The organism is Bacillus sp. UNC125MFCrub1.1, assembly GCF_000701305.1.
Classification (GTDB): Bacteria; Bacillota; Bacilli; order Bacillales; family Bacillaceae; genus Bacillus; species Bacillus altitudinis.
On the sequence record NZ_JNIG01000009.1, the window covers coordinates 713,093 to 730,977 of the forward strand.

The 17,885-nt window shown below is 42.4% G+C and carries 18 protein-coding genes; 6 read left to right on the top strand and 12 right to left on the bottom strand.

The window, feature by feature from the left end; translation table 11 throughout:
* Positions 1-42: 42 nt before the first annotated feature.
* The gene (locus tag N521_RS03880) at positions 43-1,401 is read left to right on the top strand and encodes an aldehyde dehydrogenase (protein ID WP_035389868.1); all 1,359 of its coding nucleotides are present in this window, start codon (positions 43-45) and stop codon (positions 1,399-1,401) included.
* A gap of 26 nt (positions 1,402-1,427) precedes the next feature.
* On the opposite strand, the gene N521_RS03885 is transcribed toward N521_RS03880, so the two are convergent.
* Together N521_RS03885 and N521_RS03890 are read right to left on the bottom strand one after the other, a co-directional pair.
* A complete protein-coding gene (locus N521_RS03885; protein ID WP_017360124.1) occupies positions 1,428-2,114 on the bottom strand; it encodes a uracil-DNA glycosylase in 687 nt (228 codons plus the stop codon).
* The gene (locus tag N521_RS03890) at positions 2,111-2,938 is read right to left on the bottom strand and encodes a glycosyltransferase family 2 protein (RefSeq protein ID WP_007497795.1); all 828 of its coding nucleotides are present in this window, start codon (positions 2,936-2,938) and stop codon (positions 2,111-2,113) included. The genes N521_RS03885 and N521_RS03890 overlap by 4 nt, the downstream gene beginning before the upstream one ends.
* Before the next feature lie 127 nt (positions 2,939-3,065).
* Here N521_RS03890 and N521_RS03895 point away from each other — a divergent pair, with 127 nt between their 5' ends.
* Complete coding sequence (locus tag N521_RS03895) at positions 3,066-3,371, top strand: general stress protein (protein WP_025208177.1); 306 nt, start codon at positions 3,066-3,068, stop codon at positions 3,369-3,371.
* Positions 3,372-3,497: 126 nt separating this feature from the next.
* Entirely contained in the window at positions 3,498-4,307 is an 810-nt protein-coding gene (locus N521_RS03900; protein WP_008343648.1) for a bifunctional hydroxymethylpyrimidine kinase/phosphomethylpyrimidine kinase, read from the top strand.
* 46 nt (positions 4,308-4,353) lie between these two features.
* On the opposite strand, the gene N521_RS03905 is transcribed toward N521_RS03900, so the two are convergent.
* The 6 genes from N521_RS03905 to N521_RS03930 form a co-directional block, all read right to left on the bottom strand.
* Entirely contained in the window at positions 4,354-5,430 is a 1,077-nt protein-coding gene (locus N521_RS03905; RefSeq protein WP_035389870.1) for a chitobiase/beta-hexosaminidase C-terminal domain-containing protein, read from the bottom strand.
* Between the two features lie 154 nt (positions 5,431-5,584).
* The gene (locus N521_RS03910) at positions 5,585-5,839 is read right to left on the bottom strand and encodes a hypothetical protein (protein ID WP_008359596.1); all 255 of its coding nucleotides are present in this window, start codon (positions 5,837-5,839) and stop codon (positions 5,585-5,587) included.
* A 188-nt stretch (positions 5,840-6,027) separates the two neighbouring features.
* Complete coding sequence (locus tag N521_RS03915) at positions 6,028-7,485, bottom strand: glycoside hydrolase family 32 protein (protein WP_035389873.1); 1,458 nt, start codon at positions 7,483-7,485, stop codon at positions 6,028-6,030.
* A gap of 19 nt (positions 7,486-7,504) precedes the next feature.
* Entirely contained in the window at positions 7,505-8,893 is a 1,389-nt protein-coding gene (locus tag N521_RS03920; protein ID WP_008345474.1) for a sucrose-specific PTS transporter subunit IIBC, read from the bottom strand.
* Between the two features lie 255 nt (positions 8,894-9,148).
* Positions 9,149-9,982 (bottom strand): PRD domain-containing protein, encoded by an 834-nt coding sequence (locus tag N521_RS03925; RefSeq protein ID WP_026050173.1) that lies wholly within the window; start codon positions 9,980-9,982, stop codon positions 9,149-9,151.
* 51 nt (positions 9,983-10,033) lie between these two features.
* On the bottom strand, positions 10,034-10,312 hold the full coding sequence (locus N521_RS03930; protein WP_035389875.1) for a hypothetical protein: 279 nt from the start codon (positions 10,310-10,312) through the stop codon (positions 10,034-10,036).
* 501 nt (positions 10,313-10,813) lie between these two features.
* Here N521_RS03930 and N521_RS03935 point away from each other — a divergent pair.
* Both N521_RS03935 and N521_RS03940 read left to right on the top strand, forming a co-directional pair.
* Positions 10,814-13,237: a S8 family peptidase gene (locus N521_RS03935; RefSeq protein ID WP_035389877.1), complete on the top strand. Its 2,424-nt coding sequence runs from the start codon at positions 10,814-10,816 to the stop codon at positions 13,235-13,237.
* An 81-nt stretch (positions 13,238-13,318) separates the two neighbouring features.
* The gene (locus N521_RS03940) at positions 13,319-13,546 is read left to right on the top strand and encodes a hypothetical protein (RefSeq protein ID WP_017360133.1); all 228 of its coding nucleotides are present in this window, start codon (positions 13,319-13,321) and stop codon (positions 13,544-13,546) included.
* A gap of 11 nt (positions 13,547-13,557) precedes the next feature.
* On the opposite strand, the gene N521_RS03945 is transcribed toward N521_RS03940, so the two are convergent.
* The 3 genes from N521_RS03945 to N521_RS03955 all read right to left on the bottom strand — a co-directional run bounded on the left by N521_RS03945 (position 13,558) and on the right by N521_RS03955 (position 16,688).
* A complete protein-coding gene (locus N521_RS03945) occupies positions 13,558-14,562 on the bottom strand; it encodes an LLM class flavin-dependent oxidoreductase (RefSeq protein WP_330546889.1) in 1,005 nt (334 codons plus the stop codon).
* 54 nt (positions 14,563-14,616) lie between these two features.
* Complete coding sequence (gene nfsA, locus N521_RS03950; protein WP_008345486.1) at positions 14,617-15,366, bottom strand: oxygen-insensitive NADPH nitroreductase; 750 nt, start codon at positions 15,364-15,366, stop codon at positions 14,617-14,619.
* A 110-nt stretch (positions 15,367-15,476) separates the two neighbouring features.
* On the bottom strand, positions 15,477-16,688 hold the full coding sequence (locus tag N521_RS03955; protein ID WP_008345489.1) for an FtsW/RodA/SpoVE family cell cycle protein: 1,212 nt from the start codon (positions 16,686-16,688) through the stop codon (positions 15,477-15,479).
* Positions 16,689-17,163: 475 nt separating this feature from the next.
* Here N521_RS03955 and N521_RS03960 point away from each other — a divergent pair, with 475 nt between their 5' ends.
* Positions 17,164-17,427, top strand: a complete 264-nt coding sequence (locus N521_RS03960; RefSeq protein WP_008345491.1) for a spore morphogenesis/germination protein YwcE — start codon at positions 17,164-17,166, stop codon at positions 17,425-17,427.
* 77 nt (positions 17,428-17,504) lie between these two features.
* Here N521_RS03960 and qoxD read toward each other — a convergent pair whose 3' ends face one another.
* Entirely contained in the window at positions 17,505-17,885 is a 381-nt protein-coding gene (gene qoxD / locus N521_RS03965; protein ID WP_007497818.1) for a cytochrome aa3 quinol oxidase subunit IV, read from the bottom strand.

A 17,885-nucleotide genomic window follows, 5' to 3' on the forward strand; every position in this document is an offset into this window, starting at 1 on the left:
ATAATAAAAAAGAAACAATATCGTCTTTGAAAGGACTGAAAGATGAGCAAACTCACTGAACTCATTCACAAACAAAAAAACGTGCAAACACCAGCGGTTCAAGATCGAATCCGTCTTCTTAACGATTTAAAAAAAGCCATTAAACATCATGAAAAGGACATATTACAAGCCTTAGCCCATGATTTACATAAATCCGAACAGGAAGCCTATACAACAGAAATTGGCATGGTATATGAAGAGATCAATCATACCGTCAAACATCTTCACAAATGGGCCAAACCATCTCGCGCGAAAACACCTCTGACCCATATCGGATCAAAAAGTATGATCATTAAGGAACCGTACGGCAGTGTTCTGATTATTGCCCCTTGGAACTATCCTTTCCAATTGGCCCTCTCGCCATTAGTTGGAGCCATTTCTGCGGGAAATGCCGTTACTTTAAAACCGTCAGAATTAACGCCGCACGTCTCAAACGTGATTGGCACGATTGTGGAAAGCGTGTTTCAAGAAGATCTTGCAGCGGTCGTTGAAGGCGGTGTGGATGTCAGCACAGAGCTTCTGAAACTGCCATTTGATTATATTTTCTTTACTGGAAGTGTAGCCGTCGGCAAAGTCGTCATGGAAGCGGCCGCAAAACATCTGACACCTGTCACACTTGAGCTCGGCGGAAAAAGTCCATGCATTGTCATGCCTGATGCAGACATCAAGCTCGCTGCAAAACGAATCACCTTTGGTAAATTCACGAATGCTGGTCAAACATGCATTGCACCAGACTATTTACTTGTTCATGAATCGATCAAAGAGGACCTATTGCGTGAAATGACGACCTGTATCCGTGACTTTTACGGGGACCAGCCTGAAACAAATCCGCATTTCGGAAAAAATGTCAGCCAGCGTCATTTTGATCGGCTTTCACAATTTCTCTCAAATGGCACGATGGTGACAGGTGGACAGCGCAATGAACAAGAGCTCAAAATCGCACCGACCATTTTAGATCATATTACGTGGGAAGATCCTGTGATGCAGGAGGAAATTTTCGGACCTATTTTGCCTGTCATCACATTTGACTCTCTTCAAGAGGCAGCTGACATGATTAAGGCAAGACCGAAGCCGCTCGCTCTTTACTTATTTACAACAAATAAAGAAACAGAAGCTTATATTCTAGACAACCTCTCATTTGGCGGAGGCTGCATCAATGATACACTGATGCATGTCGCCACTCCATATTTACCATTTGGAGGCGTTGGTGAAAGCGGCATCGGACGATATCATGGAAAAGAAAGCTTTTTCACCTTTACCCATGAAAAAAGCGTTCTGCGCCAGACCAATCGCTTTGATTTTTCTTTCCGCTATCCAAATGCGAAAAACGGACTCGACATTGTCCGTAAATTTTTAAAATAAACAGGACGAAGGGATTTTCCCTCGTCCTATTTTGATTCAATGTCCTTGATACACCAGTTGATTTCATCGATCCCCATTTGCTTTAAATAGGCGTTTACTTTTGAGAACGGACGGCTGCCAAAAAAGCCGTTTCTTGCAGAAAAAGGACTTGGATGAGGTGACTCAATGATGTAATGCTTGCTTTGATCAATTCGTTCTTTTTTATTTTGCGCATGTCTGCCCCAAAGCACAAAAACGACTGGCTGATCTCGGTCATTCAGGACGTCGATGACGCGGTCTGTCACACGTTCCCAGCCTTTGCCTTTATGCGAGTTCGCTTCTCCTTTTCTTACAGTGAGCACGGTGTTTAACAGCAAGACACCCTGCTCTGCCCAGCTGACAAGCGAGCCATGGTTAGGGACCGGACAGCCCAGGTCATCCTTTAGCTCCTGAAAAATATTTCTCAAAGATGGCGGATGTTTGACACCAGGCTGAACAGAAAAGCTTAATCCGTGTGCCTGTCCTGGGCCATGATAAGGGTCTTGTCCCAAAATCACGACCTTCACATCTTCATACGACGTCAAATGGAGGGCACGATAAATGTCATCTGGCTTTGGAAACACGATCTGCGTACGATATTCTTCCTTTACCCACTCACGTAATTCCTGATAATACGGCTGTTCAAATTCACTTTTCATCACAGCCCACCAGCTATCATTTAAAAATGGCTTCATTGCGGTTGTCCTCCTTCTGTCTGCTGTGCCAATCTTGAGATCATCGGTTTTCCATCCCATACAATCTCACTCTCTGATTCTCGTTTTTTCATCGCTGGTTCTTCTAATAGGACAGCAAAGTTCGCTGTCGGCAAATCACCGAGCCCATGCTTTTCACTCAGATCATCTAAATAGTTCTTCCTTGTTTCACCAAGATCACTCGACTGATTGCCCCCACCATCAAAGAACGCATAGATCACACTGGCAGCTGGCACTCGTTTGGCTCGTGCATGCTGCGTAACACGCAGGAAAAAGTCCCAGTCCCAGTAGTGATGCATCGCTGGATCAAAATAGCCAATCTCATCATGTATGCGGCGTTTGTACATACTGCCAGAAGGAACATATGTAGAAAAAACACGCATGTCCTCAATGTCCGCTGTATAAGCAAACAAACGTCTTGATACTGGAAAACGAGTCGCACCTCGTTCTTCAAACGAAACAATTTCCGCATCCGAAAAGACAAAATCAGCGTCTTCCAGCGCCTTGCTCATACGTTCAATATGACAAGGTGTAAAATAATCATCGTCATCACTCAGCATAATGACGTCACCTGTCAGCTCCCGCACCCCAACATTTCTTGCGTTCACATGCTGGACATTCTCATCTAAATGAATCAAGCGGATTGGCAGCTCGGGATAGAGTTCCTGAATCACGTCCACTCGCTCTCCTGCATCATTTACGACCACAATTTCAAAAGGCTGTACGCTTTGTCTCGAGATGGATTCAAGCAGTTCACACAATGCGCTCAGCCGGTTATGTGTCACAATTAGTAAAGAAATCTTCATATCGGCCTAACTCCTTTAATAGATTCGTCTTTTTCATTAAAACATAAATCGGCTTTCTTCTCATGATATAAAAGGCGGTTTGATTGATCGAGAAAATGGGAATTTTTGATGAAAAGGAGTGATGATGATGGAATTTTTCACAGTTGAGAATAGTAAAGAAGCCAAACAGACGATCGAACAGATACAATCCACAAAGGACGATGTGTTTGTGTTTGCGTATGACCCCGAACGCTCTGATACCGTTACTGAGTACACGGAAGCAAAGAGCATGACAGCTGTCGATCAAGGGATTTTAGATCAGATCGCCAATGTCATTCGCACCAGGGATGATGAACTGATGGCCAAAATCATGTCGACCGGCGCCGATCAAGAATTAGCCTTAACGCTTTTAGAGGAGCTGAAAAAAGGGAAATTGGTGATTTGTAAAAGATAAAGAATGAGGCGTTCCATGAAGAGTGGAACGCTTTTTTATGCCGTTTCATTGTGATAAATGGAAAAGCTGATTATAATAAGGGATAGAACAGTAACTGTTACACATCACATTGGAGGTTCAGCAACTATGTCTATGAATAAAGCACTCACCATCGCAGGTTCGGATTCAAGCGGCGGTGCAGGTATCCAAGCAGATTTAAAAACGTTTCAAGAAAAAAACGTCTACGGGATGACAGCTTTAACCGTTGTCGTTGCAATGGATCCTCATAACAACTGGGATCATCAAGTGTTTCCAATCGATACATCAACAATCCGCGCGCAGCTCTCAACGATCGTGGAAGGCATCGGTGTAGATGCGTTAAAAACAGGTATGCTGCCAACAGTTGACGTCATTGAACTCGCAGCTGAAACGATCAAAACATATGAGCTGAAAAATGTCGTCATTGATCCTGTTATGGTATGTAAAGGTGCGAACGAAGTCCTTTACCCAGAGCATGCTGAAGCATTGCGCGAAAAGCTCACGCCACTGGCAACAGTTATCACACCTAACCTTTTCGAAGCAGGTCAATTAAGCGGCATTGGCGAGATCAAAACGATGGAACAAATGGAAGAAGCCGCAAAACGCATCCATGAACTTGGTGCAAAGTATGTGGTCATCACTGGCGGCGGTAAGCTAAGCCCTGATAAAGCGATTGATTTGCTTTATGATGGACAAACCTTCGAACGCCTTGAAACAGATAAGATCGACACAGAATACACACACGGTGCAGGCTGCACATTCTCAGCCGCAGTCACAGCTGAACTAGCCAACGGCTCAGACGTGAAAGAAGCCATTTATGCAGCAAAAGAATTCATCACAGCTGCCATTAAAGGCTCTTTCCAACTAAACGAATACATCGGACCAACGAAACATTCCGCACATCGTTTGGACAAATAAAACAATAAAAACCGATCCGCCGCTTGGATGAATCGGTTTTTTTTGTTTATCGTAAGCTGAGTCTCTGTGCAAATAACCAATCTGTTAAGCCTGGCGTCTCATAAGCAGGTGTCCATGATGCATGATCATACCCATACTTGCTTGCATACTCGGTATAAATCGGTCTTCCACCAGCTTTTTGAATCGCTTGAATTGTATTTCTCGCATAACTGATAGGAATAATGGAATCATCCTCTGCATGAAATGCCCATATTGGCTTGTTCGCTAAAATTCCTGCCTTACTTGGATCTGCACCCCCCGCAATAGGAATCATCGCTGCAAACAAACGAGGATATGTGATGTTCAACTGATACGAGCCAAATCCGCCTTGAGATAAACCAGTCGCATAAATCCTTTTCTGATCAATCTTATAAGAAGTTAAAACATGCTGAAGCACTTCATGCGCTTTGTGTAAATCTGGTGAAAATTGAAACACATTTGTCAGGTCGATCTCATTTTGCGCGTTTCTTGTTAATGCAAAACCCCCATCCACAGCATTTCGAGCCTGAGGTGCTAGTACGTATGCAGGATGTTTCTTTTGAACTTCAGGAGAAGCCCATAAAACTGCACCATCATTTGCAAGTAACTGCTTTTGATTATCAGTCCCCCGCTCCCCTCCTCCATGTAAGAACAAGACGAGAGGATAAGCTTTACCCCTCTTATGATTTTTCGGAATGTATAATCGATAAGGCATTCCTTGATATTCAAAAGATAAAAAAGATGAGGCAATGTCTTCTCGTGTGACAAAACGATAATTGTACGTAGACGTAGCAAGGCGATGCCTATTTTTGTAAACGCTTACTTTTAAAGTCGTATCGGTATCAATTTGAATAGGCTTTGTATATCGCTGACTTTGAGTTGTCGGCTGGCTGCCATCTGTTGTGTAATAAAGAGAAGCTTTTGGCACCTGAGATTGGAGTGCCACCTCTTGTGAGCGATAATATTGACCAGATGGTACGGAGGCAGTAGGTGTAAAAAATGATGTGTGTTGCGTTCGGGCAGATGAAACGGAAGGATGAAGAAAACTCATAGAAAATAGCACAATGATAAAGGTGATCAGACATTTCTTGGTTGCATGGTTCATATCGTTCCTCCTGTATATGCTCAGATGAATTTTTATTTATTTTGTATCATGACAAAAGGAATGTCAACGCTTTCATTTAAATTTCTGAATAATCTGACTAAAATAAAAAAAGCATACCCGCACCCAGGTACACTCTTTCACCATACTTTTTTACCTACTTTTGCTGATCAGATTCTTTCGCCATTTTTCGAATAAAGGCTTCAATGGATTCAACAAATAAGGCATATTCTTTCATTTGTTTATACGTATCTGACAGCTTCTCTTTTAATTCTTCCTGCTCTAGAGAAGGTTCACCGAGAATAGATTGGACTTGAATTAGCAATTCTTTATATTCTTCACGTTTATCTTCAACATGATCTGCCATTGTCTCCAAGCGTTTTCTAGTCGTCGGCTGCTGTTTTGAATTCAAGTAAACAACCCCTTTTTGTCCTACCGCATTTGGATAAACGTCAGCCTCAGCTGTATATATTTTAAAATGATACCATAATTGAACCTGTTATCATATATGTAAAACGTCATCAAACCGCTTCAGGCCAACCTTGTATATACATGATATAGGCTTTAAGATACAGGCTGATCTCACTAGAAAAAAGCAGATCATTGATCTGCTTCTTTTTGCAAATGCCACGTCTTCAATTTAAGCTTCGTTTCATTTCTACCACTGATGGAGATTGATTTATTTCCCGGGGAAGGAAAGTAACGTGCAGTAAATACTTCCCGGCCTCCGTTGACAAAAATCTCAATCGATGATGCATCAATAAAGATATGCAGATCCTGTAATTCATCAATTTCTACTTCACGAACTTCCTTTGTTCGATCTTCAAATCGATCTCGCTCTAATGTTAGTTTGCCTTCATCTTTATCATAAATGATACGAGCAGCAGCACGGATACAGCATTCAAATCCTTTTTGAGTTTCAATTTGATCAATGAATACCTCTGCGCTCGTCAAATCTTCAACAGGAATGGAGTGAACAGATCGTTTAACGTAAAAAACATGCTCCTGCTCATTTGTCCGCATAGATCGAAGTTCACTTACCGGCTTTTGAATAAGACGTCCCTCATCATCTAAACGAAGCTCTCTCGGAATCGTCAAACAATGGATCCATTGATAAGAGATGGTTGGATGATGCTCTTCCCCTTGATCTGGTACACCCATCCATCCCATTAAAATGCGTCTGCCCGATTCATCTTGGAAAGTCTGCTGTGCATAAAAGTCAAAGCCACGATCCAGCTCCTCAAACGCTCCATGCGTATATTGGTAGGTACGATCATCGAATGTACCAACAAAATAACCAGATTGATGTGTATTGTTGTATTTGAATCCATCAGGCTTCAGCCCCTGTGGTGACACGATCAATACATCCTGACCGTCTAATTCAAACAGATCTGGACATTCCCACATGTATCCGAAATGATCTAATCCATTCTTTCCACTGCCTGCAATAATGCCTTGAAACGTCCAATTGTCTAATGTATCAGATGTGAATAAGACAAGATGTCCTTTGAGATCTTCACTTTGTGCTCCAAGGACCATGTACCACTTTCCATTCCGCTTCCACACCTTCGGGTCACGAAAATGTGCAGTGAATCCCGCTGGCAAAGTCGCCACGACACCTTTTTTCTCAAAATGAACCCCATCCTCTGACACAGCTAAACATTGATATGTCTCACGATTCCCTTGCTCGTCACGGACATTTCCGGTATACATCACGTACATACGACCATCGTCAATGACTGCACTGCCAGAATAACAGCCATTTTGATCAAACCAATCACTTGGCGTGAGGGCAGCCTCTTCATGCTGCCAATTCACTAGATCGGTTGATGTGTAGTGACCCCAGAATTTTGCCCCATGTCCTGTTTTAAATGGCTGCCATTGATAAAACACATGGTAGACTCCCTTCCACTGAATCAATCCATTCGGGTCATTTAAAAGACCGACTGGCGGCATTAAATGGAAGTTCTGACGGTACACATCTTTTTTCACCAAATGCTCATAGTTTCGAATACGATCTGTTACCTTTTGACGAAGTGCTGCGTCCGTTGTTGTCATCACTGTGACCACTCCTTGATTATTTTTCGACTTCTTTGACTTTAAAGATGATGGTAAGAATAAATGAAACAGCAACAGCTATTAACATACCAATAACATAATTTACCACATTTTGTAAACCAAATGGAGCTGCAATGGCAATCATCGGAATCCCTGTTAAACCATAAGCGTTGGCGGCTACCTTCGTGAAGACGACAAACGCCCCGCCTAATGCACCTCCGATCATTGCAGCAATAAATGGCTTACGATAACGAAGATTCACACCGAATATGACCGGCTCTGTAATACCTAAGAAAGCAGAAAATGCTGCTGGTAAAGCAATTTCTTTCGTTTTTGCACGCTTTGCTAAGAAAAAGACCGCTAGCCCAGCTCCGCCTTGAGCGACGTTGGACATGGCCCAGATCGGCAGCAAATAATTCCGTCCAATATCATTCAGAAGTCCTGCCTCAATCGCATGGAAGCTATGATGAACACCTGTCAGTACAATTAAAGAATAAGCACCTCCGAAAATCAGTCCAGCTAAGAATCCTGCATGGTCATAAACATAAGTGAGTGCATTCGAGATCCCTGTACCGAGCATTCTCCCTAGAGGTCCTACAGCAATAAACGTCACAAATCCAGTCACAATCACCGTCACAAACGGCGTCACAAGTAAATCAATACTGTTCGGCACAACTTTTCTTAAATTCTTTTCAATCACGCACATGATATACACAGTTAATAACACGGGAATGACCGTTCCTTGGTAACCAAGAAGCGCAATATCAAAGTTGAATAGATGCATATATTCTGGTTTTGCGTCTGTCAGTCCCCATGGATTCAGCAAGCTCGGGTGAATCATAATGCCCCCAATGACAGCTCCTAAATATGGATTTCCACCAAACTCTTTGGCTGCACTAACCCCAATTAAAATCGGTAAAATGATAAAGGCAGCACTTGAGAACATATCTAGCATTTGGAAGATGGCAGAGCTTGGATCAGCCCATTTGAAAGCTTTCATCATACCTAATAGGCCCATTAATAAACCGCTTGCTACAATCGCTGGAATAATTGGTACAAAAATATTCGATAGCGTCTTAGCAAAACGTGCAAGTGGATTCATTTTTTGCTTCACGGCTTCATCATGGCTGGCAGGTTTTTGATTCTCGTCGTCTGCCTCAAGACCCGCCTCACGAGCAAAAGGCTCATATACTTTGTTGACAGAACCTGTTCCAAATATGATCTGGAATTGACCCGAGCTTGAGAAGGCACCCTTCACACCCTCAAGTTCTTCAATGGCATCTTTGTCAATCAACGCCTCATCTTTCATCACCAATCGGAGTCGTGTGGCACAATGTGTTGCGCTAATGACATTTTCTTTGCCACCTAATAATGTTGTTAATTCTTTGGCTGTTTTTTGATAATCCATGTTGTCTCCCCCTTTTTTTAAAACAAAAAAGACCTAAAATTCACTAACGATGAAAGGACATACACGTCCCCTCGTTACGCAAATTTTAGGTCTTGCCTGCCTGACAGTCACAATCCCACGATATTGATTTTTGATTACGCTTTCATCATAGTATAAGAGCGTGACCTGCGTCAACCTATTTTTTCGAATCAAATGACCCATATACACTAATTAGAGTAGTGTGCATAAAAAAAAGCCTGCGGACAGGCACAACCTTTACACCAATTCGGCATCCTGCAGACGCTGGACATGCAGCGTGATGTAGCCGATCTCCGATTCAGGGAGATGAAGTCCATATTCTTTTTTCAGCAAATCAGCCAGTCCAAGTGCACACCGGTAAGCCGAATCATACTTTGTTTGGATAAAAGTCAGCATGTCATCGTCCATGATTTGAAATGCTTCATTCGATTCCAACCTGCCTAATGCATACCTCAAATGTGTCACAAGCCGCTGATATGAAATACTATCCTCATCAATCGAGCGCTCAAAAACGCTTTCGATATGCTCGATCATTTCTTTGATCATCGTTGTGTATTTGACCGTCTTCTTCATGGACTCCGTATTCATTTTGGCCGTATGAATATGAAGTGCCACATACCCTGCCTCATCGTCCGGCAGGTCAACCCCAAGCCGCTCCTTTACATAACGAATGGCATACTTTCCAATATCATATTCCTGCTTATATAAGACTTTGATCTCACCAAGCAATTTATTATATAGCACAATGCCTTTTTGAACGCGTTCAATGGCAAAGGATAAATGATCTGTCAGTGAAATGTGGATATGATCACTGAGCGGCATCATGAGTTCACCCTCTGCATAACTAATAATATGCTCTGCCACCTCAATATGCGCTTCTGGCAATGTCGCAAGAATTTGTTTGAATTTCTCATTTTCTTCACGCACAACAAAAATCTTCTCTATTTTTTGAACGGGAACGACGTCATTTTTCCCCTTCTGAAAAGCAATTCCGGGCCCCATCACAATTTTCTCCTGATCACCCTCCTTTACAACCACTGCATTGTTATTCAATATTTTATATATCTTCAAGGGGCATCCTCTCCCACAGATAACGTGTCTTATGTGGGATTTTACCCTGTTTCAACTTTTCTGTAAAGATAAGAGCGGACCGGCACGCGCCTCTCTCGTTGTCTTTTCATCAAGCATCATCAGACTTTCTTGAAACGGCTTTTCTGTCCTGCGCTTCTTCTTCTTTTCATCTGCCAGTTTCTCTAGCTTTCTCTCATTCACCGCAAGAAAGAATCCTCCATCCACTGCTGCCACTTTCACCCCTTGCTTCTTCAGCAGCTCACCAGGATTCACAAGCACATTCATTACAAAACCAAACCATACACTCAACCAGTTCTTCCATTTCTTCACTGAACATCCCTCCGATTTCCTTAGAATCTAGCAGTTCTAGCAAATTAACTGTTCCTATCATATCCCGAGAAAAAAGAGAGGTTTGTCACAATCTGGGTGAAAAAACGAACTAGTTTTCAGAAGTTTTGTTGAAAAGTGCAGAAGATGAGCATGTTTCACAATGTTTCTATGAAAATTTTATACACACACTATCCCAAAGATAAGCACATCTTATCAACAGGGTTTATCCACATATCAACACCCTCTTACTAGATTTTGTGTATGAGATTTTTTTATTTTCCATATATATATCTGAATAATCGAGTTATCAACAGATTATTGTGCATAAGTGTGACTTTATAAACAAAATAGTTCTTTATGACTATGTAAAATAAGACCATTTTAGTAAAGGAATTGGTTTCATCGTATGGAATACTTAATAACGGGCAGTGAATCTTTCCTATTTATCCACAAAAAGAAAGGCTATCTCCCTAAATACACAGCTAGAAAGGGGAAAATTAATTGAAAAAAGTAATCTCTCGTTCTTCTGTTCTATTGTTCTCCACTATTTTTACCTTATCCACATTCTTTTCAGGTCAGGCTGCTGCCGCTCCATCGAACAAACAGGTGGAACTGGAAAAAGCAGAAATCTTCGGCGAAATCAATGTTAAGTCTAGAAAACACACCACTGTCATTGTTGAATTAAAGGAAAAATCCTTAGTTGAAGCCAAGCAAGAAGGCGAAGCACAAACAAAGGCCTCCCTCAAAAAATCTCGAACGAAAGTAAAGAATGCAGCACTCAAAAAGCTAGATAAAGCGAGTGTTCATCAAGAATATGAAAAAGTCTTCTCTGGTTTCTCTATGAAACTTCCTGCAAACGAAATCCCGAAACTACTCGCAGTTGACGGAGTAAAAGCCGTTTATCCGGATGTTACATATCAAACAGATGAAGTGAAAAAGAAAAGCGTCCAGCTTCCAAATGAGGATGTCTCTCCACTCATGGATAAAAGCGCCCCATTTATCGGTGCACCAAAAGCTTGGGATGCCGGCTACTCTGGAAAAGGAGTAAAAGTCGCTGTCATTGATACTGGAGTAGATTATACCCACCCTGATTTAAAAGGAAACTTCGGATTATACAAAGGCTATGACTTTGTTGATAATGACTATTCTCCACAAGAAACACCAAAAGGAGATCCTAGAGGCGAATCGACAGATCATGGTACACACGTCGCAGGAACAATTGCGGCAAATGGACAAATTAAAGGTGTCGCAAAAGATGCTACCCTTCTCGCCTACCGTGTCCTTGGACCAGGCGGATCAGGAACAACTGAAAATGTCCTAGCAGGCATCGACCGGGCTGTCACTGACGGAGCCGATGTCATGAACCTCTCTCTTGGAAACAGTGTGAATAACCCTGATTATGCAACAAGCATCGCACTGGATTGGGCCATGTCTGAAGGGGTTGTCGCTGTGACATCAAATGGAAACAGCGGGCCAAACAGCTGGACCGTTGGATCTCCTGGGACATCAAGAGATGCTATTTCTGTCGGAGCCACTCAGCTTCCGTACAGTTTATACAACGTGAAATTCCCGAACTATTCAACGGCAAAAGTGATGGGCTACTATCAAGAAAATGATTTAAAAGCACTTGACCAAAAACAAGTCACACTCGTCCAAGCAGGCATCGGTGACGAAAAAGATTTTGAAAACATCGATGTCAAAGGAAAGGTGGCAGTGATTGAACGTGGAGCCATTGCCTTTGTTGATAAAGTGGACAATGCGAAAGCTGCTGGTGCGATCGGCGTTGTCATGTACAACAATACCGATGGAGAAATCCCTGTGGATGTACCAGGTCTAGCCCTTCCGACGATTAAGCTGTCAAAAGCGGAAGGAACAGCACTTGTTAAAGCCATTGAGGCTGGTAACAATACAACGACTTTCTCGATTCAATTTGTGAAAGAGTTAAGTGAACAAGTTGCTGACTTCTCATCTCGCGGACCTGTTGTCGATACGTGGATGATCAAACCAGATCTTTCAGCACCTGGCGTGAGTATTGTCAGCACCATTCCGACACACGATCCTTCTCAGCCATACGGCTATGGATCGAAGCAAGGAACAAGCATGGCATCTCCTCATGTAGCCGGAGTAGCAGCGATTATTAAACAAGCAAAACCATCGTATTCTACAGAGCAAATTAAAGCGCTGATGATGAATACAGCAGAAACATTGTATGACCCAAATGGCAGCCCGTTCCCTCACAATACGCAGGGCACAGGCAGCGTTCGAATCATCGAATCACTTCAAGCGTCTTCTATTGTGTCTGATGCAAGCTATTCGTACGGCACTTTCTTAAAAGAAAAGGGCGTTCAAATCAAAACGAAGAAGTTCAAGGTAGAAAACCTGTCAAAAGCACCGAAAACCTATACCATTGATTACAAGTTCGATGGCAACGGCATTAGCACAAACGGCACGAAAAAAATCACAGTAAAAGGGAATTCCACAGGGTCCTTTACTTCCGCAGTACAAGTGAATTATGGAAAAACGAAAAAAGGAACGTACCAAGGCAGTATCACCATTCGCGAAAATGGCAGAAAGGTCACTGAAATCCCTACTTTATTGATTGTAAAAGAGCCTGATTACCCGCGCGTCACTTCGGTTTCCGTAGAGCCTGATAACCGTGCTGGAAGCTATGTCATTAGCAGCTATCTCCCAGGCGGTGCTGAAAATCTTGCATTCCTCGTCTACTCGACAGATGGAGAGTATTTAGGTGAAGCAGGAGTTTATCAACATGTTGATAAAGGAGAGCATCGTGTGAAATGGAATGGCACGATCAATAAAGGACAGAAGTTAGAAGCAGGTGAGTATACAATGCTTGCGTATGCAAGCCTGAAAGGCAAATCAGATACGGTTCAAACGAAAGAACCATTCGATATTTATCCTGAATAAACAAGAATCACATAATAAGCCTTGTATGAGCCCATCAGCTCAACAAGGCTTTTCTATCATATATGGAGGAAAGAGAAATTCATGTTGATATGGCTATGGATCGTTTCTTTTATGACGGCTTTTTTTCTCACGATCACCTTGGTTTATTTTTTTACCTTTTTACATGCAAAACAGCCTCGTCCTTTTCATCAAGCATGTGAACTGACTGTCTATACCACCTGCATTTATCCGCTTAGCTTGGCGGTGACAGCTGCCTTTATTCTCACCATGATGCTCCTCTATCCCTTTTATTGGCTGCGCAGACGGTAAATTTACATACGTTATGCATCAAAAGCTTCTTTTAATAAACGATACGATGTGAGACGGTCTTGCATGTGATGTGTGATGGTCACAGCGATCACTTCATCTGTACGATACGCCTTTGCGAGTTCTGTCAGCTGCTGCTTCACAGAGGCTGGCGTGCCAACAACCATTCTCTGTCGATTGGCTGCTACTCGTTTTTGTTCATATGGACTGTAGGAATAGTCCTTTGCCTGTTCAAATGAAGGAAAGCCGCCAAGGTTCTGTCCTTGTTCGTTAGCTAATAATGATAAATCTAAGCTAACAGCCAATTTTTCTGCCTGTTCCTCTGTTTCTGCACATAAAACGAAGACCGCAAGACTGACACGCGGCTCAGCACCAAATTCTGAAGGTTCAAATCGGTTGATATACTGCGACACAGAGTCTTCTCCGCCTTCTCCATTAATGAAAAGAGCAAACGTATAGCCTGCACCTGCTTTTGCGGCAAGCCGTGCACTTCCTCCAGAGGAACCTAGCATCCATACCTCTGGGGCAGTATCTACTTTCGGAGAAGCGGTCAGGTGAGGCAGCGGATAAAATTCATCGGCTAAATCATGTAAATACACCTTCAATTCTTCTACCTGCTCAGGGTATTGATCACCAAGTCGCTTCCGTTCTCCATGATGAAGGGCAATGGAGGAGATCGGCATACCTCCAGGAGCACGTCCAATGCCAAGATCAATTCTGCCCGGAGCCAGGGCTTCGAGCACTCTGAAGTTCTCTGCTACTTTATAGGCACTGTAGTGGGGCAGCATGACGCCACCTGAGCCAATACGGATATGTGACGTCACAGCTGATAAATGACCGAGAAGCACCTCTGGACTCGATCCTGCGAGCCGGTTTGAAAAGTGATGCTCTGATACCCAAAATCGATGATAGCCCCATTTCTCTGCCTGCTTCGCCAGCTCGACTGTTTGCTTCAGTGCCTCAGCAGGCGTCGCATCTCCAATCAATGGAGATTGATCCAGTATACTTAATTTCATGATGTCGCACCTCTTACAGAAATCCCCCTCTCTCACTTGAAAGGGGGATTTCCTGATTTATTTTCGATTAAAGCCCTTCTCTTTCACAAAATCTCCGAGGAAAGCACGTTTTGGCTGGCTAAAGCCTCGAAGCATTTGCTCAGACCATGTATCTTTTCTCTCACCGTTTGTTCGTTCTTCATAATATGATGAAATACGATCATCGTATTCTTTTAAATAACGATCCACATGAGCTTCGTCTTGCTGATATGTGTTTTCATGATAGATCAGCTCAACGGGCAGCCGTTCCTTTTGAGATGATGGATTGGCAGGATGTCCTATGGCCAGACCGAATAGCGGCAGCACATAGGAAGGCGTTTCAAGTAACTCGGATACTTCCTTCAGCTGATTACGCAGTCCGCCGATATAACAGATGCCAAGTCCCATAGATTCTGCTGCGACACTGACATTTTGCGCAGCGAGCGCCGCATCAATCACACTGATCAGAAAGGCTTCAGTATTCTCAAGCGCTTCTTGATGGTTCTTTCCCGCTTTTTTTGCGATATAGTCGTGGCGTTTCAAGTCCGCACAGAAAACAAAGAAATGCCCATTCTTCTCAACGTATGGCTGATTTCCAGCCAGTTCAGCAAGCTTCGCCTTCTTCTCCTGATCTGTTACACCAATGATACTATACGCCTGTACATAGCTTGATGTCGAAGCAGCCTGTGCACTTTTGATAAGTGTCAGCACTTCTTCGTCTGTCAGACGCTCATCTGTAAACGAACGGATGGACCGATGATTTAAGATGGTTTCTATCGTTTTATTCAATTCGAAGACCTCCTTCACTCCTACTATCATAAGTCAAATGAACATTGCTTTTCAAAAGTTAGAACTCACACCAAAAAGGCAGCCTACGCTTAGACTGCCCTTTACCCGTTTTATTTAAATAAATAACTTTGATATTTCGTTAACTGAACACTTGCATTATAGGCGATACCAAATCCAATCAGAACAGATAAAACAGAGCTTCCCCCGAAGCTGATGAATAAGAGTGGTATCCCCGTTACAGGCATGACGCCTATGTTCATGCCAATGTTCTGGAATGTATGGATGACAATCAATGCTGTATATCCTACACAGAAAAATGACGCAAACCGGCTATAAGGATGGATACGGTCAATCAGCACAACAAGCCTGTAAATCAGGAAGAAGAACATGATCACCACAAATGCGCAGCCGACAAAACCAAAGGCTTCCCCTATGATAGAGAAAATCATATCTGTCTGAGCTTCTGGAACATATACTTTTAAATTTTTAACACCGTTCCCGAAAATTTGTCCTGCCCCAATTGCCATAATGGCTTGCTCGACTTGATATTTATCCGATCCAGATGCATCCTGTGTCTGGGCTTGGTTGGCTGTCGAAGAACTATCAGGCAGCCAAGCGGTAATCCGGTTGATCTGATACTGCTGAATTCCGATCTTTTGTGCGAAATCAGGGAATAGAATAATCACGGCTAACACAGCGGCAACTAAGAGCACAACCACTGAACCGATGAGAGAGATCAATTTCCAGTTGACCCCTGATAAAAAGACCATGACAACGACAATAAACATACATACCGCAGCCGTACCTGCATCTTGCAAAAAGATGAGTCCGACTGGTACAGCAGCCACGCCGGCAATTTTTAATAGTAGGAAAATATCATCTTCTAATGTTCGTTTTCCTCTTGGGGTTGCCTTCCCAATGACAGAGGCGAGCATCATAATCAAACCAATTTTCATGAACTCTGAAGGCTGAAATGTTCCAATTCCCGGTAACACAAACCAACTTTTTGCACCATTTTTAATTGGAGCAAAATCATGACCTGCAATTTGTGCAGGAGCAATTTTTAAAAGAATTAAGAGCATAATGCCGCCTATAAAAATATATAAGCTCAACTTTTCTAATTGTTCCAGATCGAAGTAATTAATAGCCACAATACAGATGACCCCGACCATGTAGTAAATGATCTGTCTGGTCCATGCATTAGATCCATATTGCCCAAACTGTCCCGCAGCATAAATAGCGATGACACTGATGGCAAAGAAGGCTAAAAATATAAAAATCAAATCTCCCTGATAGTAAGGAGATGTATTCTGCTTGTTCATGAACTAACCACCCTTATTACAAAACATAAAAGCCCTTATTTATATTAGATTGAAATTTTCACAAAAGCAACTCACCTTAAATATGACGGAAGTGACACCTGAAAGGTTCCATTCTATTTTCAAAAAATGAAATACTTTTCATCCTAACAATAGAAAAAAATTCCTTTCCACTCTATCATGACAACCGATCATAAGTCCTTTAAAAAGATTATTTTACAGATTTTAAGGGGAAAATTCAATGACTTATGTGGCGATATGAAAGGTGAACATCTTGCCAGCATAAGCTTAACTGAGGTATAAGAAAAAAACAATTTCTGCGGAATAAGGCCCATTTTCCAATTATTGAGTTTACTTCAAAGTCAATTGTGGTATAATATTTGTAACAAAATGTTCACAATATCTCCTAAAAACAGACACAATTGCATCCTGACCTCTCATTTGAATTGAACATCAACTTACAAAGGAGTTGGATACGATGGATATGTTCTTTGCGTACCTATGTATTGCAACAGCTACACCCCTGTTTTTATGGTTGGAAAACAGAAAGATTGCATTAGCATCTATTCCACCCATCATGATTATGTGGATTTTCTTCGGTCTTTACATGACAAGCAGTTTATCTCCAGCAGGACATACCTTCATGATCGCATTCTTTGCCATTAACGTGATTCTGGCTCACATTGCAGCTTTCCTCATCTATGGACTTCCATTCATTCGCAAAAGATTCAGCAGCAGATAGATATCGCATCATCAATTGGAAGCGTTATCACAATCAGCATAAAAACCACTCACCTATGAAAGATGAGTGGTTTTTTATTATTTCTCTGAATGCTCAGACTGCTTTGGCGCAGATGGTGAATAACCGTCTTTGCTGTTCTCTCCGTGGCTGTAGTGAGCCGCGAAGATCCAAACAGACCCGATGACGAAAATGATCGCACAGAACAGACCAAACAAAGTATTTCCGACTTGAACAGTCCCGTTCTCACTCTCTGTCATGTGCATGAACATGAACAGCTGCAAGAATGCTTGAATGAAGGCAAAACCAAAGATAATCCATAGTTTCGCAGAACTGCCAATTTCAGCTCCGATGGCAATCCAGAATGCTAAGATGGTTAGCACAATGGAGAGAATGAAGCCGACTACGTGTTTCCAAGGGAAGTGTTCGTGCTCTGCTGAGGAATGTGTTTTTCCAGCCAT

Coding starts and splice junctions, on each gene's coding strand:
- N521_RS03880 (WP_035389868.1), top strand. CDS start 43: ATGAGCAAACTCACTGAACTCATTCACAAACAAAAAAACGTGCAAACA.
- N521_RS03955 (WP_008345489.1), bottom strand. CDS start 16,688: ATGAACAAGCAGAATACATCTCCTTACTATCAGGGAGATTTGATTTTT.
- N521_RS03895 (WP_025208177.1), top strand. CDS start 3,066: ATGGAATTTTTCACAGTTGAGAATAGTAAAGAAGCCAAACAGACGATC.
- N521_RS03960 (WP_008345491.1), top strand. CDS start 17,164: ATGGATATGTTCTTTGCGTACCTATGTATTGCAACAGCTACACCCCTG.
- N521_RS03920 (WP_008345474.1), bottom strand. CDS start 8,893: ATGGATTATCAAAAAACAGCCAAAGAATTAACAACATTATTAGGTGGC.
- N521_RS03885 (WP_017360124.1), bottom strand. CDS start 2,114: ATGAAGCCATTTTTAAATGATAGCTGGTGGGCTGTGATGAAAAGTGAA.
- N521_RS03940 (WP_017360133.1), top strand. CDS start 13,319: ATGTTGATATGGCTATGGATCGTTTCTTTTATGACGGCTTTTTTTCTC.
- N521_RS03915 (WP_035389873.1), bottom strand. CDS start 7,485: ATGACAACAACGGACGCAGCACTTCGTCAAAAGGTAACAGATCGTATT.
- N521_RS03905 (WP_035389870.1), bottom strand. CDS start 5,430: ATGAACCATGCAACCAAGAAATGTCTGATCACCTTTATCATTGTGCTA.
- N521_RS03900 (WP_008343648.1), top strand. CDS start 3,498: ATGTCTATGAATAAAGCACTCACCATCGCAGGTTCGGATTCAAGCGGC.
- N521_RS03890 (WP_007497795.1), bottom strand. CDS start 2,938: ATGAAGATTTCTTTACTAATTGTGACACATAACCGGCTGAGCGCATTG.
- qoxD (WP_007497818.1), bottom strand. CDS start 17,885: ATGGCTGGAAAAACACATTCCTCAGCAGAGCACGAACACTTCCCTTGG.